Raw genomic sequence first — 18,548 nt, 5'->3', positions numbered from 1 at the left:
CAGGGATAGTTGGCTAGACAAATGGTATGTTGCGCCGCATCAACCGTAGCGCCGCGCCGCCTCCAGCGCCAAACCGCAGCCGATACTGCCGAACCGGTTGCCTTCGACGTGGCGCGCCGTGGGAAACAGCTCGGCGATGCGCCGGCGCAGCCAGGGGATGGCGCTGGCCCCGCCGGTGAAGTACAGCGTGTCGATCTGATCGTCGTTGAGGCCGGCATCCTGCAGCACGCCATGGGCGGTGCGGCCGATCTGGTCGATCAGCGGCGTCAGCGACAGTTCCATCTGCGCTTGCGAGAAACGCGCGAGCAGATCCGGCTCCAGGTGAGTCAGGTCGAGCAGGGCTTCGTCGGCCGCGCACAAGTCGATCTTGGCTTGTTCGACCTGCATCGCCAGCCGGTGCCCGGCGCGTTGGTTGATCAGGTTGAACAGCCGGTCGAGCAAGGGCAAGGCCACGGCATCGCGGTAGACGTCCTGCAGATCCATCCAGGTTTTGCGGGTATAAAGCTGGTTGATGGTGTGCCAGGTGGCCAGATTGAAATAGTAGCTCGACGGCATCTCGGCGCCGTTTCGCAGCTGGGTGCGATAGCCGAACAGCGGCATGGCCTGCGACAGGCTCAAGGCACGGTCGAAGTCGGTGCCGCCGATGTGCACCCCGCCGGTGGCCAGCACGTCCGATTGGCGTTCGTCGAGCCCGCGGCGCTCGGGCGAGAGGCGGATCAGGGTGAAGTCGGAGGTGCCGCCGCCGATGTCCACCACCAGCACGCGCTCCTCGCGCGTGATCGACGATTCGTAATCCATGGCGGCGGCGATCGGTTCGAACTGGAAACTTACCTCGCGCAAGCCGACCTGGCGCGCAATCTCGGCCAGCGTGTCTTGCGCCAGCTGGTCGGCGCGCGGATTGTCGTCGACGAAGAAGACCGGGCGTCCCAGCACCGCGTGCTCGAATGGCCGGCCGGCGTGCGCCTCGGCGCGGCGCTTGAGTTCGGCGATGAACACCGTCAGCAGCTGGCGGAACGGCAAGGCGCGCCCCTGCACTTCGGTTTGCCCGTCCAGCAGGCTCGAACCGAGCAGGCTTTTGAGCGAGCGCATCAACCGCCCCTCGTCGCCTTGCATATAAGTGTCGAGCGCGGCGCGGCCGTAATGGATGCGGTCTTCCTCGTAATCGAAAAACACCACCGACGGCAGCGTCGTCTCGCCGTTTTCCAACGGCACCAACGGTTCGTGGCCGGCTTGGTGCCAGCCCACGGTCGAATTGGAGGTGCCGAAGTCGATGCCACAAGCCAAAGCGGTCGTCGGGAGCGTCATGAAGGTCGGGCCAAGGGGGAAAAAGGGCGGCATGATACGCCGTATGTTACTGATCGGCAAGGGATTGCCGGTTCTTGATGGCGGGCGGTATGACGCAGCTGGTATATTTATCCCAAAATCATATTGTTTGGAGCCTGTTCATGCTGGAGGAAGTGTTGCGGCGGCTCTGCGCCGAGGGACCATTCGATAGCGCGCGCGAGCGGGCCGTGGCGATACACGACTATGTGCGCGACCACATCGCCTTTGGCTTCACGCTCGGCTTCGAAACCGTCACGCCGCAGCAGACGTTGGCTTGCCGGCGCGGCCACTGCAACGCCCAGGGCGATGTGATGCGCGCCTTGCTGACGGCGGCCGGCATTCGCGCGCGTCTGCGCTTTGTCCGGCTGGACAAGCGCGTGTTGCGCCAAGCCGTGCCCGCGCCGGTATACCGCTGTCTGCCGTCTTATTTGTTTCACGCGGTGACGCAGGTGGAGATCGACGGCGGCTGGCAGCATGCCGATAGCTATTTGTTCCCGCCATCGACATTCGCGCGGCAGCAGCGGCGGCTGGCCGCTACCGGGTGGGCGCAGGGGCACGGTGTCCATCGCGCGGGGCGCTGCGATTGGCGGGCCGATGGCGACGCCTTCGCGCAGGCGAACGCGCGCGATCTGGCGCCGGACGATCCGGTATTCGATTCGCTGGCGGCGGCCATGACGGCACGCGCCGGCAACAACCGCTTGCTTGGCCTGCATTTCAATCAATGGCTGGCGGCGGTGCCGTCGCCGCTGCGGCACACGGCCGAGCGTTATCTGAACAGCCGCCTTGGCGGCGAATGAGAATCCGTTGTATCTGCATGGGCGATAGGCTAGGAATGAAGAAGGAAGCGCCTTGCCGTGAGAGAGCCCCATGCGTCTACCCCTATTGTTGTTCCTGCTCGTTCTGCTGTCCGTGCCGGCGGCTGACGGCGCTTGTATCGGCGTAGTCGGCGCCGGCGGCGGCGCCAGCTTCTGGCGGGTGATCGGCGAGGGCGCCAAGGCCGCGGGACGCGAGTTGGGGGTCAAGGTGGTCTACCTGACGCCGCAAACGGAAACCGACCGCGAGGGACAGTTGCTGTTGATCGAACGGGTGATGGCCAAGCGCTGTAAGGCGCTGGTGCTGGCGCCCAACGCGCCCGAGCGGGGGCGCCAGGTGGGCGAATGGCAGCGCCAGGGATTGCCGGTGGTGTTTATCGACCGCAGCGAACCCGCGGCGGCCCCGTTTTCCGTGGTGGCGACCGACAACTACGCCGCCGGCCGGCTGGCCGGCGAGCAGATCGTGCGCCGGTTGGCCGGCTCCGGGCTGCGCCGGGTGGTGTTGATGCGGCTGCAGCAAGGCGTGCAGTCGACCGACGAGCGCGAGCGCGGTGTGGCCGACAGATTGCGCCAAGCGGGACTCGCGGTGGTGGCCAGCCCCTATTTGGGTACGACCGTCGCCTCGGCCCGCGCCGCCTCCGAACAGGCGCTGCGGCCGTTGGACGGCCGGTTCGACGCCGTGTTCACCCCAAATGAAACCACCACGGAAGGCACGCTGTTGACGTTGCAACGGTTGGGCTTGGCGGGCAAGGTGATGATGGTGGGGTTCGACGTCAACCGCCGTTTGTTCACGGCGATGCGCCAGGGGTCGATCTCGCTGTTGATCCTGCAACGGCCGTTCCAGATGGGCTATACCGCGGTGACGCTGGCGTATCGCATGCTGCGCGGCCAAACCGACGCGCCGCGCGCGATCGACAGCGGCGTGACCCTGCTGACCCGCGAGAACATGGATCAGCAGGAAATTCTGTACTTTTCCGTCTACCGCGGCGCAGCCAAACCCTAGGGTCTGTCGCCGGGTGTGCGGCGCAATGCCGCGCGTTGCGCGGCGATTGCACCCTACCCAACGGGACACCCAACGCTCTGGAGGTGCTTAACCGTCTTTGCGCTTGCGGCCGCGTTTGGCCGGTTTGGCGAGCGCCTGTTCGCGATACCAGGCTTCCAGCGCTTCCTCGGCATGCAGAATATGCGCGCGCAGAAAGGCGGCGGCGCTGATGGCGTCCTTGGCTTGGCACAGCGCCAGCAGCTGGTTGTGCTCGCGGTGCGCACGGTCGTTGAAGTCGGTGAGCAGGATCTGCATGCGCGTGTAGCGGTCGGTGCGGTTATGCAGCTGCTCGATGATCGCCAGCGTTTGCGGGCGTTCGGCGGCGCGATACAACGCCAGATGGAAACGGGCGTTGAGCACGCCCCACGAGGCGACGTCGCGGTGGTCGAGGGCTTGCTCGAATTCGGCCAAGAGCTGCCCCGCCTCGGCGATGTCGGCGGCGGTTTGGCGCGGAATCGCCTCCAGCAGCACGTCGCACTCCAACAGCACCCGCACGCGCAGGAGTTCGACGATCTCCGGCAGCGACAGCTGGGTCACCACCGCGCCGCGATTCTCGACGATGGTGACGAGCCCCTCGGCCTCGAGCTGGCGTAGCGCCTCGCGGATCGGCACCCGGCTCATGCCCAGTTCGCGCGCCAGCGCGTCTTGGCGCAATTGGCCGCCATCGGCCCATTCTCCGGTCAGGATGCGCTGGCGGATGCTCTCGGTGGCGGTGGTGGTCAGACTTTGCGGTGTGTCGTTGACATTATTCATGGCAAGCCCCGATTCAGGCCGTCATCTTACCACCACGCCATATGTCAGAGGGAAGGCAGCGCGGGCCGCGTGGCAAGCCCTGCGCGCACGATGGCCTCGACGCGCTCGCGTTCCTCGCCCGCCAGCGGCATGCGCGGCGCGCGCACGTGTTCGCTGCCTTGGCCCACCAGGCTCTGCGCGAGCTTCAGGTTTTGCACCAGTTTCATCGACACATCCAGATGCAGCAGCGGCGCGAACCAGCGGTAGAGCGCGCGCGCCTCCTCCCAGCGTCCCGCCTGCGCCAGGCGGTAGATCGCCACCGTCTCCGCCGGAAAGGCCACCACCAGGCCGGCCACCCAGCCGTCGGCGCCCATCATCAAGCTCTCCAGCGCCAAGTCGTCCACGCCGCTGAACAAGGCGAAGCGCCGGCCGACGGCATTGAGGATGTCGGTCAGCGTGCGGATGTCGCCGCTCGACTCCTTGATGGCGACGAATTTCGTTTCGCGCGCCAGATCGGCGTACATCGCCGGGGTGATGTTGACGCCGTAGGCCACCGGGTTGTTGTAAATCATGATCGGCAGCGGGCTCGCATCGGCCACGCGGTGGTAGTGGTTGAGCGTTTCGCGCGCGTCGGAGACGTAGCGCATGGCCGGCAGTACCATCAGGCCGTCGGCGCCGGCGGCATGCGCGGCGCGCGCCAGCGCTTCGGCGGCCCGCGTGCTGTCCTCGGCCACGGTCAGGAGCACGGGCTTGCCGCCGGCTACTTCCTTGGCGGTTTTCAGAATCGCCAGCTTTTCCTCGGCGGTCAGGGTCGACGCTTCGCCCAGCGAGCCGCAGACGATGACGCCATCGACGCCGTTGGCGATCTGCCAGGCGATGTGGCGCGCGGTGGCAGCCAGGTCCAGCGATTCGTCGGCGTGAAATTGGGTGGTGACGGCGGGAAAGACCCCGCGCCAAAGTTGGGCCATGGTGATCTCCTACGACAGTGGCATTGATAACTGTGGTGTCGTCATACTGGAATTTTTGTATACAAAAATCAAGTTTTAAATCTGTCGAGTTAATCGGACTAGTTCTGTTTTTATGGCAACAGCATTGTTGCTTTTTTTTGCAACATTATCAAAAATAAAAGTATTTATTGTATTTTTTGCCTAATGGTGTTGCGCTGCCCTATCAGGGTGTGGCGAGAAGATGAGAAAAATAAACTGCTGAGATTGTATTCAATATTGATAAGTCATAAAGTGAAGGAACGTAGACGGAGGCTTTATGGCAATCCATGAATTCGAATGCATCGACGGGCACACCTGTGGCAACCCGGTGCGCCTGGTGGTGCGCGGCGCGCCCGAGCTCAACGGACGCACCCAGGCCGAACGGCGGCTGGATTTCATCGCCCGCCACGACTGGATCCGCACCGGGCTGATGTTCGAGCCGCGCGGCCACGCGCAGATGTCCGGCGCTTTTCTCTACCCCGCCACGCGCGACGACTGCGACGTGGCGGTGCTGTACATCGAAACCAGCGGCTGTCTGCCCATGTGCGGCCACGGCACGATCGGCGTGGTGACCATGGCCATCGAGCATGGGCTGGTGACGCCGCGCACGCCGGGCGTGCTGCAGCTGGATACGCCGGCGGGCAAGGTGACCGCCCAGTACCAACAGCAGGACGGCAAGGTCACGTCGGTCAAGCTGCGCAACGTGCCGTCGTTTTTGTACATGACCGATGTCGAGGTCACGCTTGCGCCGCTTGGCCGGCTCAAGCTCGACATCGCCTATGGCGGCAATTTCTATCCGATCGTCGAAGCGCAGGAAAACTATCGCGACATGGCCGACTACACGCCGGCGCAACTGGTGGCGATGGGCAACGCATTGCGCGATGCGCTCAACGCCCGTTATGAGGTCGTGCATCCGCTCGACCCGGCGATTCGCGGCATCCGCCACGTGCAATGGACCGGCGCGCCGAAATCCCCCGACGCGCATGCCGCCAACGCCGTGTTGTACGGCGCGGCCGCGCTCGACCGTTCGCCCTGCGGCACCGGCACCTCGGCGCGTATGGCGCAGCGTTACGGCCGCGGCTTGATGAAACAGGGCGACGTGCTGGTGCACGAAAGCCTGATCGGCAGCAAATTCATTGGCACCATCGAGGAGGAGACGGAAGTCGCCGGCAGGCCGGCCATCGTGCCGGGCATTGCCGGCTGGGCCATCGTCACCGGCTACAACCGGTTGCTGCTCGACGAGGCCGATCCCTATGTTCATGGCTTCGAGGTGGGCTGACATGAATGCGCGCGCGACGATCGCTCCTGAGACCATCGTGGTCGGCGCCGGCATCGTCGGCATCGCCTGCGCGTTGCAATTGCGCCTGGCCGGCTGTCCGGTGACCCTGCTCGACCGTGGCGAACCGGCGTGCGAAACCAGTTTCGGCAATGCCGGCGCCTTCGCCGTCAGCGATGTGATTCCGTTGGCCGAGCCGGGGGTGCTGGCCAAGGTGCCGGGCTGGCTCCTCAATCCGCTCGGGCCGTTGGCGGTGCGCTGGCGCTACCTGCCGGCGCTGTTGCCCTGGCTCGCGCGCTTCGTCGCCAACAGCCGCCCGGCGCGCGTGGCGGCGCTGACCAGCCACCTTGCCGCGCTGCTCAACCGCGTCAACGACGATTACGCCGCGCTGATCGAACAAGCGGGCGTCGGCTACCTCTGGCGCCGTCATGGCGCGCTGACGCTGTACCGCAGCGAAAGCGAGTTCCAGGCCGCCGCCGCGGCGTGGCAGAGCAAGCGGGTGCATGGCGTGTTGTGGCGCAAGCTCACCCGCGCCGAACTCGCCGCCAAGGCGCCGCAGATTGCCCCAGTCTGGCAGGTGGCGGTGGAGGTGCCCACCTGGTCGCATGTCGACGACCCCTATTTGTTCAGCCGCGGGCTGTTCGATGCCTTTGTGCAAGCCGGCGGCCGGTTCGTTCGCGACGAGGCGCTGTCCATCGGCCACAACGCGCAGGGCCGGGTGGCCATCAAAACGGCGCGCAGCGGCGAGCTTGCCGCCGAGAACGCGGTGGTCGCCTGCGGCATTTGGAGCGACCGCTTTTTGCGCCAGCATCGTTATCGCGTGCCGCTGGAAAGCGAGCGCGGCTATCACGTGACGCTGCCCAACGCCGGCGTGCCGTTGCATCACTTCATCGAGTGCGCCAGCGAGCATTTCGTCATTCTGCCGATGGCCGGCGGCGGCCTGCGCCTGGCCGGCACGGTGGAACTCGCGCACCGCGACGCCCCGCCCGACTGGCGGCGCGCGCATATCCTGGTCGAGCGCGCGCAGCGCATTCTCGGCTTGTTCGATACCTCCGACATGAGCGTGTGGATGGGCAACCGGCCCTCGGTGCCCGATACGCTGCCGGTCATCGGCCCGGCGCCGGACGTGCCGGGGCTGTATTTCGCCACCGGCCACGGCCACCTGGGCCTGACGCTCGCCGCCACCACCGGCGCCTTGCTGACCGAGCAGATCTGCCGGCGCGAGGCCTCGCTCGATCTCACCCCTTACCGACTCACCCGCTTTTAACGCCTCTGCAGTCCAACCAAGGAGATGCATGTCATGAAGCCACAATCCTGTGCAGTCTGGGTGGCCGGCGCCGCGCTGGCCCTGTCGGTATCCGTTTACGCCGATACCGTGGTGAAGATCGGTTTCGCCTCGCCGCTGACCGGTCCGCAAGCGCACTACGGCAAAGACAACGAAAACGCCATCAAAATGGCCATCGACGACTTGAACGCCAAGCCGATCAGCGTCGGCGGGCAAAAGCTGCATTTCGAGTTGGTGTCGGAAGACGACCAGGCCGATCCGCGCATCGGCACCGAAGTGGCGCAGCGCCTGATCGATGCCGGGGTCAAGGCGGTGATCGGCCACTTCAACTCCGGTGTGTCGATTCCGGCGTCGCACCTCTATGCCGCGGCCGGCATTCCGCAGCTGTCTGTGTCGACCAATCCGGCCTATACCCTCTCCGGCTATAAGACTACCTTCCGTCTGGTCGGCAGCGATAGCCAGATCGGCGGCGCGCTCGGCCGTTACGCGGTGCAAAAATTGCACGCCAAGCGCATCGCCGTGGTCGACGACCGCACCGCTTACGGTCAGGGCATTGCCGATGAGTTCGTCAAATCGCTGACCGCGCTAGGCATCCAGCCGGTGGCGCGCGAGTACACCACCGACAAGGCGACCGATTTCAGCGCCATCCTAACCTCGCTCAAGGCCCGGCGTCCGGAGGTGATCTTCTACGGCGGCGCCGATGCCCAGGCCGCGCCGATGGCGCGCCAGCTCAAGCAGCTGGGCGTGGGCGCGAAGCTCATGGGCGGCGACATGCTCAATACGCCGACCTTCATCCAACTGGCCGGCGCCGACGCCAACGGCAACTATTCGGCGGCGGCCGGCGGCCTCTTGACCGCGCGGCCGGCCGGCAAGACTTTCCTCACCCGCTATAAGGCGCGCTACAACCAGGACGTGGTGCTGCTCGGGCCGCAGTTCTACGACGGCGTGATGCTGGTGGCCGACGCCATGAAGCGCGCCAATTCGACCGAACCGGACAAGTTCCTGCCGATGATCGCCTCGACCCGCTACCAGGGCGTGACCGCGGATTTCCGCTTCGATGCCCAGGGCAACCTGCAGCACGCGCCGGTCACGCTGTCGCGGGTGGACAGCGACCATTGGAACGTGTTGAACGTCGTGTATTGAACGCCGCCGATCAGGACCGTAAGGCGCAATCGCCGCGCGACGCGCGGCATTGCGCGAGGGTGTTGACAAACCCATGCTCGCGAAGCGAGCGCCCCCTCTCAGGGAGAGGGCAGGGGGAGTGGGAATCGATGGGCAGGCTGCGAAATCAGTCAGTTGCCACTAAGGCCCGGCTTTGCCGGGTCCTCCGCAACCGCTGCAAACCACTAAATCAACAGCCTGGCGCAATCGCCGCGCGACGCGCGGCATTGCGCCAGACAGGCCCTAGTGCGAATGCCACCACCAGCTGGTGTCGGCCGGCGGCGTGCCGGGCGGCAGCTGCGGGTTGGTCAAATAGACCACGCGGCGATGCTCGCGCCGCACCTTGTCGATTTCCTCGGCGTGGGTGTGCAGGAACAGCGCCTTGAACGAGCCATCGGCCATGGCGAGCTTGAGGCCGCGTTCGATGCGCGTGGCCAAGACGGCGTTGTCGCGCCGGACCCAGAAATACACCGGGTAGTTGACGAACAGCGCCAACGATTTCTCTTCCGCGATGTTCGGATACTTGGGCTGGTAGACGGCCAGCTCGGGTCCGACCTCATTCAGCCCGCGCGGAAAGGCGTCGAACCGTCCCGCCGACAGCATGGCGAACAGCGAGTCGTAGCCGACCGTGCCCATCACATGAAAGTGATTGCCGGTGAGGATCGGGTAATCCGCCCACTGGTTGTTGAACCCCAGCGTGACTTGCTGTCGCAGCGTGTTGTCGTCGAGGCGGTTGAAGCGTGCTTGGTCGCTGTCGCGGATCAGCAAAATGCGGTAGCCGAGCATGCCGCGCAGGATATCGACGCGAATCGGCCGCAGTGTGGCTTCGCGTTCCGGTGTGCTGGAGAAGCACACCACGTCGAGCTCGTGCTGCTGTACCAGCGCCTCGAGCCGTAGCTGGCTGACCGGCGCATCCGCCAGCGGCAGCATATGGACCGGTCCTTCATCGGTGGTGTGAGCCAGCGCCAGCGCCAAGACCTGCCAGCGGTAATCGTAAATCGGGCCGGCCGGCGCGTAGTGCAGCGTGATCAGGTTATCCGCTCGCGCCGGACTCCAGCACGATAAAATTAACCCAATGATTAATAATATCCGTCGCATAGGTGCCTCCTGTCTGACTGTTTTTTTGTTTTTAATCATAGTGATAGCATATCTTTTGGACAGGTTGACTCACATTATGTCAAAAAACTATAATAAACGTCCTTTTAAATATGCGGGGGTATCGCCTTGGACAGTCAGAGTTGTCAGCCCCATCGGCTCTTCGTCCCCCAGGCCTGACCGCCGCCGACCCGCTTTGTCCGCCGCCGTCTCGTCCTGGTAGACGGTGCGTTTTCCGGACCTTTCGCTTCCGATCCCGCACGCAAAAAGATTCGATGATGCCGTTCGGCTTGCCGCCGGCGCGCGGCCGTCTGCTGTCATGGCGCCCTGAGCCATCCACCAGGAGCAAGCCATGTTGAATACGATGTTTCACTTCGATCTCGCGGCCTTCGGCAAATCGCTGATCAGCCTCACCGTCGCCTTTATTCTCGGCACGGCCATCGGCTACGAGCGGCAGTACCGCCAGCGGACCGCGGGATTGCGCACCAACACGCTGGTGGCGGTCGGCGCCGCCGCCTTCGTCGATATGGCGGTGCGCATGGACGGCGCCACCAGCGCCATGCGCGTTGCCGCCTATGTCGTGTCCGGGGTCGGGTTTCTCGGCGCCGGCACCATCATGAAAGACGGGCTGAACGTGCGCGGGCTCAATACCGCCGCGACGCTGTGGGGCTCGGCCGCGGTCGGCGCTTGTGCCGGCGCGGGGCTATTGGATGCCTCATTGCTGACCACGGTGTTCGTGCTGGCGGCCAACACGCTGTTGCGGCCGGTGGTCAACGCCATCAACCGCCAGCCGATCCACGAGAGCAGCAGCGAGGTCACCTATCAGCTCTGCGTGATCTGCGATGGCGCGGCGCAAAAGCAGGTGCTGTCGATGATCGACCACCTGCTGGAAACCGCCAAGTACCCGCTGGGCGACATGGATGTCGAGCCGTTCGGCGACGACGAGGTGGAGCTGACCGCCACGCTGCTGTCGACCTCGGTCGATGCCGACGAGCTCGACCGCATTGCCGATCTGCTCAAGCATTTGCCGTACATCAAGCAGGCTTTTTGGAATCCCAGCACCACCGAATAAGGCTGTCGTCGTGGGGTGACAAAAAAAGGACGCTGAAATCAATGACTTGGCTTGGCGGCGTCGTTGGTTGTCGCCGCAGGGTGACAAAACAGACGGGGTAAAAAGACGCGATTTAAGCCAAGTGATTGATTTTCAACGATTCAATCGAGCTGGCACGGCGCTTGCACTAGGAAGGGGGCGATGATTAATCCAAAGAAAGGTATCCCCATGAAAAAAATCGTCCTTGCCTTCGCCATGATCGCTTCGCTGTTGGCCGGCTTCAGCTGGGCAGCAGAGTCTTCGACCAATCAAAGCTCGGGCGCGGCGCAAAATCAGAGCGACGCCTCGGCGCCGGCGCAAGGCGGGAACGCCAGCAATCAGTAAAGCTCGCTGCTTGAATCAGCATCAAACTTGGGAACCGCGCGACAGGCGGGCACCTGCCGCGCTGCAGTAAAACCAAACCCCGCCTCGGCGGGGTTTGGTTTTGGAGACCGCGGCGCACTGCCTTTGGCGATTGCGCCCTACGCGAATGCGTGTCCCGTTGCGTAGGGCGCAATCGCCGCGCGACGCGCGGCATTGCGCCGAACACTGAGACAGGCCTTAGTGATCGGCTGATTTCACCAGGTCCTCGACCACCTTCTTGGCGTCGCCGAACACCATCATGCTCTTGTCCATGTAGAACAGATCGTTGTCCAGGCCAGCGTAGCCGGTGCTCATCGAGCGCTTGACGATGATCACCGTGCGCGCCTTGTAGGCTTCCAGAATCGGCATGCCGTAGATCGAGCTCGACTTGTCCTTCTGCGCCGCCGGGTTGACCACGTCGTTGGCGCCGATGACCAGCACCACGTCGGTGTTGGCGAAGTCGGAGTTGATCTCCTCCATCTCCAGCACTTGCTCGTACGGCACGTCGGCTTCGGCCAACAGCACGTTCATGTGCCCCGGCATGCGGCCGGCCACCGGGTGGATGGCGTAGCGCACGTTGACGCCGCGCTCGGTCAGCAGCGTGGCGAATTCTTGCAGCGCGTGTTGCGCGCGCGACACCGCCAGGCCATAGCCCGGAACGATGATCACCGAGTCGGCGTTGGCCATCAGGAAGGCCGCGTCCTCGGCGGAGCCCGAGCGGTAGTTCTTCGGCGCCGACGAACCGCCGCCGCCGCTGCCGGCCTCGGCGCCGAAGCCGCCGAGCAGCACCGAGACGATCGAGCGGTTCATCGCCTTACACATGATGTAGGACAGGATCGCGCCGCTGGAGCCGACGCAGGCGCCGCCGATGATCAGCACCGGGTTGTTGAGGGTGAAGCCGATGCCGGCCGCCGCCCAGCCCGAGTACGAGTTGAGCATCGACACCACCACCGGCATGTCGGCGCCGCCGATCGGAATGATCAAGGTCACGCCCAGCACCAGCGCCACCGCCACCATGGCGAGGAAGGCCGCGTGGCTGTCGCCGACGAAATAAGCGACGCCGAAGCCGACCATGACGATGGCCATCACCAGGTTGAGCAGATGCTGGCCGCCGAACACCACCGACTTGGAGCCGAATTTGCCCGACAGCTTGCCGTAGGCGATCACCGAGGCGGTGAAAGTGATGGCGCCGATGAAGGCGCCGATGAACAGCTCGACCTTCTGGTCTGCCGTGTGTTCGAGGCCGGCATGGAAGATCGAGGCAACGGCGATCAACACCGCCGACAGACCGACCAGCGAGTGCATGGCGGCCACGAGCTCCGGCATGCCGGTCATTTCGACCGTGCGCGCCTTGTAGGCGCCGATCAAGGCGCCGGCGGCCATGGCGGCGCCGATGAGCGCCAGCACCGGCTTGTCCATGATCAGGAAGGTGGTGCCGATGGCGATGACCATGCCGATCATGCCGAACAAGTTGCCGCGGCGCGCGGTCACTGGCGAGGACAGCCCCTTGAGCGCCAGGATGAACAGTACGGCGGCAATCAGATACAGGATTGCGGAAATGTTTTGCATCGTCGGTTCCTTAGCGTTTCTTCTTGAACATTTCGAGCATGCGCTGGGTCACCAGGAAGCCGCCGAAGATGTTGATGCTGGCCAAAAAGATGCCGATGGCGCCGAGCACCGAGGTCAGCGTGATCGACTGACCGTTGATGTCGACCACCTGCAGCAGCGCGCCGACGATGATCAGGCCCGACACCGCGTTGGTCACCGCCATCAGCGGGGTGTGCAGGGCCGGGGTGACGTTCCAGACCACGTGGTAGCCCACGAAAACGGCCAGAACGAAAATGGTGAAACTGGTGATGAACGGATCAACCATGTTGTGAATTCCTTATTCCCTGTGGCGGCGCGTTCAGCCCTGCGCCTTGCCGAAGCGAACTTCGCCGTTGTGGGTGATCAGCGTGGCGGCCACCAGATCGTCTTCCAGCGCGATGGTGAAGCCTTCCTTGGTCAGCATCAGACCGAGGAAGGTCAGCAGGTTGCGCGCATAGAGGCTGGAGGCGTCGGCGGCCAAGAGGCTCGGCAGATTGTGGGTGCCGACCAGGGTGACGCCTTGGTCGGTCCGCGTGACCTCGCCGCTGACGGTCAGTTCACAGTTGCCGCCGCTTTCGGCCGCCATGTCGATGATCACCGAACCCGGCTTCATGCCGCGCACGGTGTCGGCGGACAACAGCCGCGGCGCCGGCCGGCCCGGAATCAGCGCGGTGGTGATGACGATGTCTGCCTGGCGGGCGTGCTTGTCGACCAATTCGGCCTGGCGGCGCTTGTAGTCGTCGGACATTTCCTTCGCGTAGACGCCGTCGTTGGCCGCCTTTTCCTCGTCGGTCATCGGCACTTCAACGAACTTGGCCCCCATCGACTCGACTTGCTCCTTGGTGGCGGGGCGCACGTCGAAGGCTTCCACCACCGCGCCGAGACGCTTGGCGGTGGCGATGGCCTGCAGGCCGGCCACGCCCACGCCGAGAATCAGCACGCGTGCCGGTTTGACGGTACCGGCGGCGGTCATCAGCATCGGCATGAAGTGCGGGTAGTACTGGCACGCCAACAGCACCGCGCGGTAGCCGGCGATGTTGTTCTGCGAGGACAGCACGTCCATCGACTGGGCGCGCGTGGTGCGCGGCAGCAGCTCCATGGCGAAGGCCGACAGTTTCTTTTCCGCCATCGCGGGCAGCGTCGGATTGGCAAAGGGGTTCATCAGCGAGATCAGCGCGGCGCCGGGTTTCATCTCGGCCAGCTCGTCTTCCGTCGCCGGACGCACCTTCAGCACGATGTCGCCTTGCGACAGGGCGGCGCGGCGGCTCTCGGCCACAGTGGCGCCCGCAGCGACGAAAGCGTCGTCCAGGATGGCCGACTTCAGGCCCGCGCCGCGTTCGACCACGACGCTATGTCCCAGGGCCACCAGTTTTTTCACCGTTTCCGGTGTGGCGGCCACACGCGCTTCGCCAGCCAGGGACTCGGCCGGAATAGCAATCTGCATTATTGTCCTTTCGCAAAAAGTCAAATGGCATTAAATACAAGATGGGGTGTACCCGAGCGGCGCGAAATTTATTACGATCGGGTGAAAAGAATCTAATTTATGCGCCGATTACGTGCAATACGTTTCTTCTAACGATGGCCTGCGAGATAAATGGCATTTTTGCGTATGGCGATAAAAGACACTGGCTATCGTTTTATCTACCCGCTAATAATCAACGCGGCGCAACGTTTTTCCGGTGAATATTGCATTGCAAAAAATTTTTGGCCAAAGCGTGACGGCCCATGGCGCCGTTGCCGTTCGACAACAGCCTCTCCGTATTGAAAAACCGCATTTCTCCCGCTCTGACGTTAATTCCTTATCCAAAAGAAGTAAATCGTTCAAACCAAAAGGCAAAATCTCGGGTCGCCTTTTGAAAAAAAGTCCATGAATTCCAAAGGAATGGTTTAATATCCGCTGCATGATGATCCAGCCGGCATAAACGAGGATGACATGCAGCCCTGGCCCTACCCGCGTATTTTCGCCCATCGTCTGGGCGGCTCCCTGGCGCCGGAAAACACGCTGACGGGCTTGCGCCGCGGCTATAAGATCGGCGTGCGCGCGGTGGAATGCGATGTCAAACTGTCGGCCGACGGCGTTTTGTTCCTGTTGCATGACGATACCCTGGAGCGCACCACCACCGGTGCCGGGCCGGCCGGCGCGCTGACCATGGCCCAGTTGCGCGAGCTCGATTGCGGCGTCAAACACCATCGCGCCTATCGCGGCGAGGTATTGCCGACGCTGGAGGAGCTGGCCGCGTTTTGCATACCCAACGGCGTGGCGGTCAATCTCGAAATCAAACCCAACCCGGGCCAGGATGAGGAAACCGGGCGCAAGGTGGCGCTGGCGGCGAAGGAATTATGGCGCGGCGCGGCCGTGCAGCCGCTGTTGTCTTCCTTTTCGCCTTCGGCGCTGCGCGCCGCGCGCCAGGCGGTGCCGGAGCTGCCGCGCGCCTGCCTGGTAGAGGACATCCCCCTCGATTATCTGACCGAGCTGAACCAGTGCGCCGCGGCGGCATTGCACGCCGATCACCGCGCGCTGACCCAGGATGCGGTGCAAAAGCTGCATAGCCAGGGCTACCGCATCATGGCCTACACCGTCAACGATCCGCTGCGCGCGCGCAAGCTACTGAGCTGGGGCGTGGACATGCTGTGCAGCGACCGCCCCGATTTGATGCTGACGCGTTAGCGTTGCGTGTTTTGTTCTACCGGGGCGAGCAAGCGGCGGATTTCCCCCGACGCGATCATCTGCCGCAGCGCCCGCTGTAGGCGATCCTTCTTTTCGTACTGTGGCGAATGCCACGCCAATACCACGTAGCGCGGCCCCGTTTTCACCGGCGGTCCGGCCAACTCCAGCTGACCGCTGAATTCATGCCGTGACAACAACAGCGATGCTTCGCCGCACACCATGGTAGCGACGTCCACGCGCCGCGCCAGTAATTTGCGCAGGTTGGAGATCTTGTCCGGCGCGCTGTCCTTGATCAGCCGCGCATCTTGGTCGAAGCGGGGGAAATAGTGCGCGCCGTCGGTGACGCCGATGCGCAATCCGCGCAGATCGCCATATTGCGCGACGCGCGCCCGCGTATCGCCGCGGCGGCGATAGAAGCAGACGGTGCTGCCTTCGGCAAAGGGCGGTACCACGAAGTCGACGATGGCGGAACGGTCCGGCCCCGGTGCGACGCCAATGCCCACATCGGCATCGCCGTGCTGCAGCATGTCGAGGCAACGCAGCAGCGGGCAGGTATGCACCACCAGATTCATGCCGGCATGCTGGGCCAGACGACGGACGATGTCCAAATAGGGACCGGAGGGTTGGCCGTGGGCGTCGATCACCCGCCATGGCGGTAGGGGGCTGAACGCCAGCACCAGCGTGGGCCGTGCGACGGGCGCTGCGGCGAACGCCTGGGCGGGCGACAAAACGATCAGCAATAGCAGTACGACTCGGTGCAGGACGGCGCCTGGCATGAAACGGCCTTTTATTCTCAGCATCGATCGTGAGGTAAAGCGTCGTGTTTGTTAAGGGAGAAGCACGCAGCGTGGCGCGCCCACAGTATGCAGGAAGACCGGAGCCCAATGGCCCGGAAATCGCGATTTTGTTAGACAGCGATCAGCTTTTGACGCTTTTGCCACAGTACAGGGGCAAAAAATGCCCGGCGCGGGGCCGGGCGGGCGATTGATTAACCGTGAATGGTCGGCGCCAGTTGCTGCGCGCCGGTCAGCGTCGAGACGAAATCCACGGTGCGCGGATGCCGCGGCTGGCCGAATACCGCCGCCGGCGTGCCGGATTCGAGCACCACGCCGTCCTCGAGAAACACCACGTGCTCGGCGATGTTGGCCGCCAGACGCAAGTCGTGCGTGGCCATGAGCATGGTCGTGCCTTCCTGCGCCAGTTTGCGCAGCACTTCGACCACCTCGCCGGCGAGCTCCGGATCGAGCGCCGAGGTGGGTTCGTCGCACAGCAGCACTTGCGGTTCCGGCGCCAGCGCGCGCGCGATCGCCACGCGCTGCTGCTGACCGCCGGAGAGCGTCGCCGGCCAGGCGTCGGCCTTGTGCGCCATGCCCACCTTGTCGAGCAGGGCCATCGCGCGGTCGCGCGCCTTGTCGCGCGGCCACTTCTGCACCGTCAGCAGGCCCTCGGTCACGTTCTGCATCACCGTGCGGTGCGGAAACAGCTGGAAGTTCTGAAAAACCATGCCGGTCTGACGGCGCAGCGCCTGAATGGCGTGGCGCGTGTGCTGGCCGCGATGGTCGAAGTCGATGCGTGCGTCGCCTACCTGCACGCTGCCGTGCTGAGGCGTTTCCAGCAGGTTGACGCAACGCAACAGCGTGCTCTTGCCGCTGCCGGACGGGCCGATCAATGCGGTGACCGTGCCGGCGGCAAGCTCCAGGTCGATGCCCTTGAGCACCTGGGTTGGACCGAAAAATTTCTGGATCTGGGTCAGACGGATCATACGCGCGCTCCTTCCTGCGTCAGGTGCTGGCCAAAGCGGATTTCGAGCTTCTGTTGCCACCACGACAGGACCGAACTGAACACCAGATAGATCAGCGCGGTTTCCGAATACAGAATCAGCGGCTCATAGGTGACCGAGGCGATGCGTTGCGCCGCCTGGAAGATCTCCGGCACCGTCAGCACGGCGGCGAGCGACGTATCCTTGATCAGCGAAATGAAGGTGTTGGCCAACGGCGGCACTGCCACGCGCGTCGCCTGCGGCAGGATGGTGCGCAACATCGCCTGACGCCAGGTCATGCCGATCGAGTAGGCGGCCTCCCATTGTCCCTTCGGCACCGATTGAATCACCGCGCGGATGACTTCCGACGTATAGGCGCCGACATTGAGTGAGAAGCCGATCAACGCCGCCGGAAACGGGTCGAACACGATGCCGACCTTGGGCAGACCGTAGAAGATCAAGAACAGCTGCACCAACAGCGGCGTGCCGCGGATCAGCCACACATAGAACCGCACCACCGCCACCAGCGGCGCCGGGGCGAACAGGCGGGTCAACGCGGTGATGAAGCCGAGGCTCAGGCCGAGCACGAACGACAGCAGCGTCAAGGGCACAGTGAACGCCACGCCTGCGTACAGCAGGGGCGGCAGCGAATCCCACATCAATTGCAACCAATCCGGCATGATTTCCTTATCCATCCAGGCGCGCGAAAAAAACAAACCCCCCGGCGCGGGCGCCGGGGGTGCGGGGCGAACCGTTCAACGCTTGCAGTTTACTTGGAAACGTCGGCGCCGAAGTATTTGTGCGAGATCTTCAGGTAGGTGCCATCGGCCTTCAGCTGGGCCAGCGCTTTGTCGATGGCGGCCTTCAGCTCCGGATTGCCCTTGCGGAACAGCACGGCGGACGCATCGGCGTTGGCGTCGGTGGCGGCGATCTTCACCTTGGCGTTGGGCTGGTGCTTCTTGAAGTCCAGGAACGACAGGCTGTCGTTGATGGTGGCGTCGACGCGGCCGGAGGCCAACAGCTCGATGGAGTCATTGAAACCTTGCACCGGCACGATCTCGGCGCCGTTGGCCTGGGCGATCTTGCCGAAGTTGCTCGTCAGCGTGTTGGCCGACTTTTTGCCCTTCAGATCGGCGAACGACTTGATGCTGGTGTTGTCGCTGCGCACGATCAGCGCCGCCTTGGAGACGATGTAGGGGTTGGAGAAATCGTATTTGGCCTGGCGTTGCGGCGTGATACCGACTTCGTTGATCACCGCGTCGTAGCGCTTGACGTCCAGACCGGCGATCAGCCCGTCCCACTTGCCTTCGACGAACTCGGCTTTCACGCCCAGGCGCTTGGCGATGGCCTGGCCCAGTTCGACGTCGAA

The 18,548-nt window shown here is 63.9% G+C and carries 19 protein-coding genes; 8 read left to right on the top strand and 11 right to left on the bottom strand.

What is annotated here, in order from left to right:
* Window positions 1-39: 39 nt before the first annotated feature.
* Complete coding sequence (locus tag JOZ06_RS04645; RefSeq protein ID WP_293229248.1) at window positions 40-1,305, bottom strand: Hsp70 family protein; 1,266 nt, start codon at window positions 1,303-1,305, stop codon at window positions 40-42.
* A 140-nt stretch (window positions 1,306-1,445) separates the two neighbouring features.
* Between JOZ06_RS04645 and JOZ06_RS04640 the strand changes: the two genes are divergently transcribed.
* Together JOZ06_RS04640 and JOZ06_RS04635 are read left to right on the top strand one after the other, a co-directional pair.
* Complete coding sequence (locus JOZ06_RS04640; protein WP_293229245.1) at window positions 1,446-2,120, top strand: transglutaminase-like domain-containing protein; 675 nt, start codon at window positions 1,446-1,448, stop codon at window positions 2,118-2,120.
* A gap of 70 nt (window positions 2,121-2,190) precedes the next feature.
* Window positions 2,191-3,138: a substrate-binding domain-containing protein gene (locus JOZ06_RS04635; RefSeq protein WP_293229243.1), complete on the top strand. Its 948-nt coding sequence runs from the start codon at window positions 2,191-2,193 to the stop codon at window positions 3,136-3,138.
* Between the two features lie 87 nt (window positions 3,139-3,225).
* Here JOZ06_RS04635 and JOZ06_RS04630 read toward each other — a convergent pair whose 3' ends face one another.
* Complete coding sequence (locus JOZ06_RS04630) at window positions 3,226-3,930, bottom strand: GntR family transcriptional regulator (RefSeq protein ID WP_293229241.1); 705 nt, start codon at window positions 3,928-3,930, stop codon at window positions 3,226-3,228.
* A gap of 44 nt (window positions 3,931-3,974) precedes the next feature.
* On the bottom strand, window positions 3,975-4,877 hold the full coding sequence (locus JOZ06_RS04625) for a dihydrodipicolinate synthase family protein (RefSeq protein ID WP_293229238.1): 903 nt from the start codon (window positions 4,875-4,877) through the stop codon (window positions 3,975-3,977).
* A 295-nt stretch (window positions 4,878-5,172) separates the two neighbouring features.
* Between JOZ06_RS04625 and JOZ06_RS04620 the strand changes: the two genes are divergently transcribed.
* Genes JOZ06_RS04620 through JOZ06_RS04610 form a run of 3 tightly spaced genes read left to right on the top strand, consistent with a single transcriptional unit; the run spans window position 5,173 to window position 8,599 of the window.
* On the top strand, window positions 5,173-6,174 hold the full coding sequence (locus JOZ06_RS04620; protein WP_293229236.1) for a 4-hydroxyproline epimerase: 1,002 nt from the start codon (window positions 5,173-5,175) through the stop codon (window positions 6,172-6,174).
* A 1-nt stretch (window position 6,175) separates the two neighbouring features.
* Entirely contained in the window at window positions 6,176-7,438 is a 1,263-nt protein-coding gene (locus JOZ06_RS04615) for an FAD-dependent oxidoreductase (protein ID WP_293229234.1), read from the top strand.
* A gap of 33 nt (window positions 7,439-7,471) precedes the next feature.
* Entirely contained in the window at window positions 7,472-8,599 is a 1,128-nt protein-coding gene (locus JOZ06_RS04610; protein ID WP_293229232.1) for a branched-chain amino acid ABC transporter substrate-binding protein, read from the top strand.
* 261 nt (window positions 8,600-8,860) lie between these two features.
* Here the strand turns inward: JOZ06_RS04610 and JOZ06_RS04605 are convergent, their stop codons facing one another.
* Window positions 8,861-9,715 carry a hypothetical protein gene (locus JOZ06_RS04605; RefSeq protein WP_293229229.1) on the bottom strand — a complete coding sequence of 285 codons (855 nt, stop codon included), beginning with the start codon at window positions 9,713-9,715 and terminating at the stop codon, window positions 8,861-8,863.
* 349 nt (window positions 9,716-10,064) lie between these two features.
* Here JOZ06_RS04605 and JOZ06_RS04600 point away from each other — a divergent pair, with 349 nt between their 5' ends.
* Both JOZ06_RS04600 and JOZ06_RS04595 read left to right on the top strand, forming a co-directional pair.
* Complete coding sequence (locus JOZ06_RS04600; protein ID WP_293229226.1) at window positions 10,065-10,784, top strand: MgtC/SapB family protein; 720 nt, start codon at window positions 10,065-10,067, stop codon at window positions 10,782-10,784.
* 207 nt (window positions 10,785-10,991) lie between these two features.
* Window positions 10,992-11,147 carry a hypothetical protein gene (locus tag JOZ06_RS04595; RefSeq protein WP_293229224.1) on the top strand — a complete coding sequence of 52 codons (156 nt, stop codon included), beginning with the start codon at window positions 10,992-10,994 and terminating at the stop codon, window positions 11,145-11,147.
* 216 nt (window positions 11,148-11,363) lie between these two features.
* Here JOZ06_RS04595 and JOZ06_RS04590 read toward each other — a convergent pair whose 3' ends face one another.
* From JOZ06_RS04590 to JOZ06_RS04580, 3 genes are read right to left on the bottom strand one after another with little or no spacing between them, the layout of a single operon-like run.
* Complete coding sequence (locus JOZ06_RS04590) at window positions 11,364-12,734, bottom strand: NAD(P)(+) transhydrogenase (Re/Si-specific) subunit beta (protein WP_293229222.1); 1,371 nt, start codon at window positions 12,732-12,734, stop codon at window positions 11,364-11,366.
* A 10-nt stretch (window positions 12,735-12,744) separates the two neighbouring features.
* The gene (locus JOZ06_RS04585) at window positions 12,745-13,038 is read right to left on the bottom strand and encodes a proton-translocating transhydrogenase family protein (RefSeq protein WP_293229219.1); all 294 of its coding nucleotides are present in this window, start codon (window positions 13,036-13,038) and stop codon (window positions 12,745-12,747) included.
* Window positions 13,039-13,071: 33 nt separating this feature from the next.
* The gene (locus tag JOZ06_RS04580) at window positions 13,072-14,196 is read right to left on the bottom strand and encodes a Re/Si-specific NAD(P)(+) transhydrogenase subunit alpha (protein WP_293229217.1); all 1,125 of its coding nucleotides are present in this window, start codon (window positions 14,194-14,196) and stop codon (window positions 13,072-13,074) included.
* 489 nt (window positions 14,197-14,685) lie between these two features.
* Here JOZ06_RS04580 and ugpQ point away from each other — a divergent pair, with 489 nt between their 5' ends.
* Entirely contained in the window at window positions 14,686-15,420 is a 735-nt protein-coding gene (gene ugpQ, locus JOZ06_RS04575; protein ID WP_293229214.1) for a glycerophosphodiester phosphodiesterase, read from the top strand.
* On the opposite strand, the gene JOZ06_RS04570 is transcribed toward ugpQ, so the two are convergent.
* From JOZ06_RS04570 to JOZ06_RS04555, 4 genes are all read right to left on the bottom strand, one after another.
* Window positions 15,417-16,196, bottom strand: a complete 780-nt coding sequence (locus tag JOZ06_RS04570; RefSeq protein WP_293229211.1) for a transporter substrate-binding domain-containing protein — start codon at window positions 16,194-16,196, stop codon at window positions 15,417-15,419. The two genes, ugpQ and JOZ06_RS04570, sit on opposite strands and share 4 nt — an antisense overlap.
* A gap of 212 nt (window positions 16,197-16,408) precedes the next feature.
* Window positions 16,409-17,182, bottom strand: a complete 774-nt coding sequence (locus JOZ06_RS04565) for an amino acid ABC transporter ATP-binding protein (RefSeq protein ID WP_293229209.1) — start codon at window positions 17,180-17,182, stop codon at window positions 16,409-16,411.
* Window positions 17,179-17,859, bottom strand: coding sequence for an amino acid ABC transporter permease (locus JOZ06_RS04560; RefSeq protein WP_293229206.1), 681 nt, complete (start codon window positions 17,857-17,859; stop codon window positions 17,179-17,181). Before JOZ06_RS04560 ends, JOZ06_RS04565 begins: the two co-directional genes overlap by 4 nt.
* A gap of 89 nt (window positions 17,860-17,948) precedes the next feature.
* A partial coding sequence (locus JOZ06_RS04555; RefSeq protein WP_293229204.1) for an amino acid ABC transporter substrate-binding protein occupies window positions 17,949-18,548 on the bottom strand: 600 nt, incomplete at its 5' end.

Source organism: Paludibacterium sp., from assembly GCF_019232825.1.
Classification (GTDB): Bacteria; Pseudomonadota; Gammaproteobacteria; order Burkholderiales; family Chromobacteriaceae; genus Paludibacterium.
The sequence above is the reverse complement of the archived record's forward strand: the minus strand, read 5'-3'. Positions and strand labels throughout refer to the sequence as shown.

What these genes read in the sequence shown, in the direction of transcription:
- JOZ06_RS04645 (WP_293229248.1), bottom strand. Translation starts at nt 1,305, where the DNA reads ATGACGCTCCCGACGACCGCTTTGGCTTGTGGCATCGACTTCGGCACC.
- JOZ06_RS04640 (WP_293229245.1), top strand. Translation starts at nt 1,446, where the DNA reads ATGCTGGAGGAAGTGTTGCGGCGGCTCTGCGCCGAGGGACCATTCGAT.
- JOZ06_RS04635 (WP_293229243.1), top strand. Translation starts at nt 2,191, where the DNA reads ATGCGTCTACCCCTATTGTTGTTCCTGCTCGTTCTGCTGTCCGTGCCG.
- JOZ06_RS04630 (WP_293229241.1), bottom strand. Translation starts at nt 3,930, where the DNA reads ATGAATAATGTCAACGACACACCGCAAAGTCTGACCACCACCGCCACC.
- JOZ06_RS04625 (WP_293229238.1), bottom strand. Translation starts at nt 4,877, where the DNA reads ATGGCCCAACTTTGGCGCGGGGTCTTTCCCGCCGTCACCACCCAATTT.
- JOZ06_RS04620 (WP_293229236.1), top strand. Translation starts at nt 5,173, where the DNA reads ATGGCAATCCATGAATTCGAATGCATCGACGGGCACACCTGTGGCAAC.
- JOZ06_RS04615 (WP_293229234.1), top strand. Translation starts at nt 6,176, where the DNA reads ATGAATGCGCGCGCGACGATCGCTCCTGAGACCATCGTGGTCGGCGCC.
- JOZ06_RS04610 (WP_293229232.1), top strand. Translation starts at nt 7,472, where the DNA reads ATGAAGCCACAATCCTGTGCAGTCTGGGTGGCCGGCGCCGCGCTGGCC.
- JOZ06_RS04605 (WP_293229229.1), bottom strand. Translation starts at nt 9,715, where the DNA reads ATGCGACGGATATTATTAATCATTGGGTTAATTTTATCGTGCTGGAGT.
- JOZ06_RS04600 (WP_293229226.1), top strand. Translation starts at nt 10,065, where the DNA reads ATGTTGAATACGATGTTTCACTTCGATCTCGCGGCCTTCGGCAAATCG.
- JOZ06_RS04595 (WP_293229224.1), top strand. Translation starts at nt 10,992, where the DNA reads ATGAAAAAAATCGTCCTTGCCTTCGCCATGATCGCTTCGCTGTTGGCC.
- JOZ06_RS04590 (WP_293229222.1), bottom strand. Translation starts at nt 12,734, where the DNA reads ATGCAAAACATTTCCGCAATCCTGTATCTGATTGCCGCCGTACTGTTC.
- JOZ06_RS04585 (WP_293229219.1), bottom strand. Translation starts at nt 13,038, where the DNA reads ATGGTTGATCCGTTCATCACCAGTTTCACCATTTTCGTTCTGGCCGTT.
- JOZ06_RS04580 (WP_293229217.1), bottom strand. Translation starts at nt 14,196, where the DNA reads ATGCAGATTGCTATTCCGGCCGAGTCCCTGGCTGGCGAAGCGCGTGTG.
- ugpQ (WP_293229214.1), top strand. Translation starts at nt 14,686, where the DNA reads ATGCAGCCCTGGCCCTACCCGCGTATTTTCGCCCATCGTCTGGGCGGC.
- JOZ06_RS04570 (WP_293229211.1), bottom strand. Translation starts at nt 16,196, where the DNA reads ATGCCAGGCGCCGTCCTGCACCGAGTCGTACTGCTATTGCTGATCGTT.
- JOZ06_RS04565 (WP_293229209.1), bottom strand. Translation starts at nt 17,182, where the DNA reads ATGATCCGTCTGACCCAGATCCAGAAATTTTTCGGTCCAACCCAGGTG.
- JOZ06_RS04560 (WP_293229206.1), bottom strand. Translation starts at nt 17,859, where the DNA reads ATGCCGGATTGGTTGCAATTGATGTGGGATTCGCTGCCGCCCCTGCTG.